The 1,902-nt window shown below is 45.2% G+C and carries 2 rRNA genes; both read left to right on the top strand.

The window, feature by feature from the left end:
• Positions 1 to 350, top strand: a 16S ribosomal RNA gene (locus L3B96_RS27055); the annotation flags it as partial.
• A gap of 344 nt (positions 351 to 694) precedes the next feature.
• Positions 695 to 1,902: ribosomal RNA gene (locus tag L3B96_RS27050) — 23S ribosomal RNA — on the top strand; the annotation flags it as partial.

Raw genomic sequence — 1,902 nt, 5'->3', positions numbered from 1 at the left:
TCAAATCATCATGCCCCTTATGTCTAGGGCTACACACGTGCTACAATGGCTGGTACAGAGAGATGCTAAACCGCGAGGTGGAGCCAAACTTTAAAACCAGTCTCAGTTCGGATTGTAGGCTGAAACTCGCCTACATGAAGCTGGAGTTGCTAGTAATCGCGAATCAGAATGTCGCGGTGAATACGTTCCCGGGCCTTGTACACACCGCCCGTCACACCATGAGAGTTGGCAATACCCAAAGTTCGTGAGCTAACGCGTAAGCGGGGCAGCGACCTAAGGTAGGGTCAGCGATTGGGGTGAAGTCGTAACAAGGTAGCCGTAGGAGAACCTGCGGCTGGATCACCTCCTTTCTATGGAGAAATCTAGATCAGCATGATGTCTGACTAGTACAGATACATTATTATGTATCAAAATATAAAATACTTGCTCAAAGGTTACTTAAGTATTTGTTCTGTTCAATTTTGAAAGACTAAGTCTTTCAAAATGCGTAGCTTAGTAGCAACAAGTGCGAAGAAGCGAAAATTTTATGAAATGAAGCGTACTTCACGTACGTGAATGAGTAAAATTTGGAGCTGATGAAGCAATTGAAGTTAATAAGCAAGCAGATGTTCTTTGAAAATTGCACATAGATTTAATGTATATAAAATACAACAAAGCCAAGAATAAATATTCTTTGTGATATGACTAATAATTAGGTCAAGCTACAAAGGGCGCATGGTGAATGCCTTGGCATCAGGAGCCGATGAAGGACGCGATAAGCTGCGATAAGCTTCGGGTAGACGCACATAGTCAGAGATCCGAAGATTTCCGAATGAGGAAACTCACATGGGAAACCCCATGTATCATAAAGTGAATACATAGCTTTATGAAGGTATACCCAGGGAACTGAAACATCTAAGTACCTGGAGGAAGAGAAAGAAAAATCGATTTTCTTAGTAGCGGCGAGCGAAAAGGAAAGAGCCCAAACCAGAGATTTATCTCTGGGGTTGCGGACAGAACATAACGAGAAATCATAGTTAATTGAACACAACTGGAAAGTTGGACCACAGTGGGTAATAGTCCCGTAAGTGAAAACTATGATAATCAGTTCTGCACCAGAGTACCACGAGACACGTGAAACCTTGTGGGAAGCAGGGAGGACCACCTCCCAAGGCTAAATACTACCTGATGACCGATAGTGAAGCAGTACCGTGAGGGAAAGGTGAAAAGAACCCCGGGAGGGGAGTGAAATAGAACCTGAAACCATGTGCCTACAACCGATCAGAGCACCTTATGTGTGTGATGATGTGCTTTTTGTAGAACGAGCCAACGAGTTACGGTATGTAGCGAGGTTAAGTACTTAAGGTACGGAGCCGAAGGGAAACCGAGTCTTAATAGGGCGACTAGTTGCATGCTGTAGACCCGAAACCGGGTGACCTATCCATGGCCAGGTTGAAGCGAGGGTAAAACCTCGTGGAGGACCGAACCACGTTGCTGTTGAAAAAGCATGGGATGAGCTGTGGATAGCGGAGAAATTCCAATCGAACTCGGATATAGCTGGTTCTCCTCGAAATAGCTTTAGGGCTAGCGTCGGAAAATGTGAGTAGTGGAGGTAGAGCACTGAATAGGCTAGGGGGCATAGCGCTTACCGAACCTTATCAAACTCCGAATGCCACATACTATCAGTCCGGCAGTCAGACTATGAAAGATAAGTTCCATGGTCAAAAGGGAAACAGCCCAGATCGTCAGCTAAGGTCCCAAAGTGTAAGTTAAGTGGAAAAGGATGTGGGATTTCTAAGACAACTAGGATGTTGGCTTAGAAGCAGCCACTCATTAAAAGAGTGCGTAATAGCTCACTAGTCAAGAGATCCTGCGCCGAAAATGTCCGGGGCTCAAACTTACCACCGAAGCTACGGGTTCACG

Source organism: Clostridium sp. YIM B02569 (genome assembly GCF_022320765.1).
Taxonomy (GTDB): domain Bacteria; phylum Bacillota; class Clostridia; order Clostridiales; family Clostridiaceae; genus Clostridium; species Clostridium beijerinckii.
Note: the sequence above shows the minus strand (reverse complement) of the source record. Positions and strands in the feature narration are given on the sequence as shown.